The following is a 2,504-nucleotide window of genomic DNA, read 5'->3' as shown; positions in this document are numbered from 1 at the left end:
GGTTATTTGTAATTACGAATATTGTATTAAATTATATATTTATTAGTGTATTTCATTGGGAAATTCAAGGAATTGCTTTTGCTACAGTTTTGGCGATGATTGTTTATAGTATTGTCAATTTAGGTTATTTTGTGATTGGCAAAAGTTCCATTCCAGTGAATTTTAAAAAAATAGCGATCGCCATTGATTTAATTCTCCCCATTTTATCAGTTGGCATTTCAGAATTATTATACCCATTTACCATCTTGCTAGAAGATTTCATAGTTTATAATTCAATTTCTTACTATGGAACAAATACTGATGTCGCTTTCTTTGGAGCAACGGGAAAAATAGTTGCAATTGTATTTATTCCTATTATTGGGTTTTCCCAAGCACTACAGCCTATTATTGGAATGAATTATGGCGCACAAAATTATGGCAGAATAAAAAAAGCATATTTAACTTTTGCAATTATTGGCACTATTTTATTAATACTAATTTGGCTGCCATTACAATTATTTCCTAAGTTTTTTTTAGGATTACTTCTCCCAAATGTTAAATTTATGAATGACGATTTACTAAATTTTAGAATTCTCAGCGTCTTAATGCCAATATGGCCTTTAGCATACTTTAGTAATACTCTTTTTTTATCCATAGGTAAAGGGAAAACTGTGTTAGTAGTAGTTTTACTAAAAAGTTTAATTTTAACTGTACCAACAGTGATATTATTGTCTAAATTTCTAGGAATTAGAGGTATATATTCTGGTATAATGGTTGCAGATATTATATTTATGTTAATTGTTTTAATGTTAACAATAACAGAATTTCAATCTTTAAATTCTCTGCAAATGCAAACAAAAAAAAGTTAATTAATATCAATCGGTGAATTATGTACCAAAATGACGCAGAAGACACAACCATTTACAAAGTTGTAGTTAATCACGAAGAACAATATTCTATTTGGCCATCTGACCGCGAAAATCCTAATGGTTGGAAGGATGTTGGTAAAAATGGTTTGAAACAAGAGTGTCTGGATTATATTAAAGAAGTCTGGACTGATATGAGGCCGCTGAGTTTGCGGAAAAAGATGGAAGAAACATCTGATAATATCTAGTAAATAGAAATGCATTCAATAAATAATTGAAAATTCGGAATTAAGAAGGAACAGGAAAATCTTTTACGAATATTGGGTTTTAGAGCGACTATTTATAGTTAATACGCTAGTTACACAAAATTCAAAATTAGATTTTTTGCATAAATAGTTTGGTGTTGCTGAAAAAATTATTTAAGAGTTTCACGCAAAGGCAAAAAAAGGAATTTTGCAAAAGACTCCATAAATTGCAAGCACAAGAAACAATAAAAATCTCTTGGTTTTCCCAGTCACCAGTCCCTATTTTTAAGGTAAGTCTATTGAATTTTGTGTAACTACTGGCTGAATTTTTTTGTGAAGAATGGAGAATTTTAATGATAAAATCTTCAAGTATTGAAACAAAAGTATGGTTGATTACTGGTACATCAAAAGGCTTGGGTCGGGCATTAGCAGAAACGGTGTTAGAGCAAGGTGACACTGTGGTATTAACTGCTAGAAATCCAGAGTTGATTCAAGATTTAGCAGCAAGCTTTCCAGAAAATACATTAGCAGTGCAACTTGATGTTACTAAGCCGGAAGAAATACAAGCAGCAATAAAACAAGCAATTGCCAAATTTGGACGCATTGATGTACTTGTTAATAATGCTGGATATGGCATTTTAGGGGCAATAGAAGAAGTCAGCAATGCAGAAGTCCGCCGTCAATTTGAAACCAACTTTTTTGGTGTATTAGAAGTGTTACGCACAGTACTACCTTATATGCGACAGCAAGGTAGTGGGCACATAGTTAATATTTCATCAGTGGGTGGTTTTGTGGGCTATGCAGGTACGGGAATTTATAATGGTACAAAATTTGCCCTAGAAGGAATTTCTGAAGCATTGGCTCAAGAAGTTACACCTTTGGGTATCAAAATCATAATTGTCGAACCTGGTGCTTTTCGTACAGAATTTGTCACCCGTTCTCTGGTTATTGCTGATAGCGAAATCAAAGATTATGAAATAGCCATTGGTGAAATGCGTCAAGGTGCGCGGGATATATTAGATAATCAATTGGAATTCCAAGAACCAGGAAATCCAAAAAAAGCAGCTTTGGCAATTATTAAAGCAGTTAATAGCGAAAATCCGCCACTGAGATTGGCATTGGGAGAAGATGCTATCTATGCTATTAACGCCAAACTGGAATCCGTGAAAACTGAACTAGATGCTTGGAAAGAAGTGTCTTTCGATACTGCTTTTGACGAACTTATGAGTACTTCGGCTTAGTGATTGGTGATATCATGTCCGGTAAAAGACTTATTATTTAGACCGACGCACAGACACGGGGACGCTCTTACGCAGAGAAATTTTAATGACAAGTAACCCTCTTTTGTCACTCTAGGCAGAGGAAAAATAGAAATGAGGTATATTGAAGTTTTGCAAAATTGGGCGAGTCAGAT

The 2,504-nt window shown here is 33.7% G+C and carries 3 protein-coding genes; all 3 read left to right on the top strand.

The genetic code is table 11. The features are described from left to right. On the top strand, positions 1–848 hold an 848-nt coding region (locus tag GNE10_RS33825; protein ID WP_260447140.1), incomplete at its 5' end, for an MATE family efflux transporter. Between the two features lie 20 nt (positions 849–868). After that, the gene (locus GNE10_RS33820; protein WP_185570406.1) at positions 869–1,093 is read left to right on the top strand and encodes an MbtH family protein; all 225 of its coding nucleotides are present in this window, start codon (positions 869–871) and stop codon (positions 1,091–1,093) included. A 350-nt stretch (positions 1,094–1,443) separates the two neighbouring features. Beyond that, complete coding sequence (locus GNE10_RS33815; RefSeq protein WP_185570405.1) at positions 1,444–2,331, top strand: oxidoreductase; 888 nt, start codon at positions 1,444–1,446, stop codon at positions 2,329–2,331. Positions 2,332–2,504 lie beyond the last annotated feature (173 nt).

This window comes from Nostoc sp. 2RC (genome assembly GCF_014222165.1).
GTDB classification, from domain to species: domain Bacteria; phylum Cyanobacteriota; class Cyanobacteriia; order Cyanobacteriales; family Nostocaceae; genus Nostoc; species Nostoc linckia.
This window is presented reverse-complemented; position numbering and strand designations above follow the sequence as displayed.

Bases quoted from the DNA above. Each gene is read 5' to 3' on its own strand.
- GNE10_RS33820 (WP_185570406.1), top strand. From the start codon at position 869: ATGTACCAAAATGACGCAGAAGACACAACCATTTACAAAGTTGTAGTT.
- GNE10_RS33815 (WP_185570405.1), top strand. From the start codon at position 1,444: ATGATAAAATCTTCAAGTATTGAAACAAAAGTATGGTTGATTACTGGT.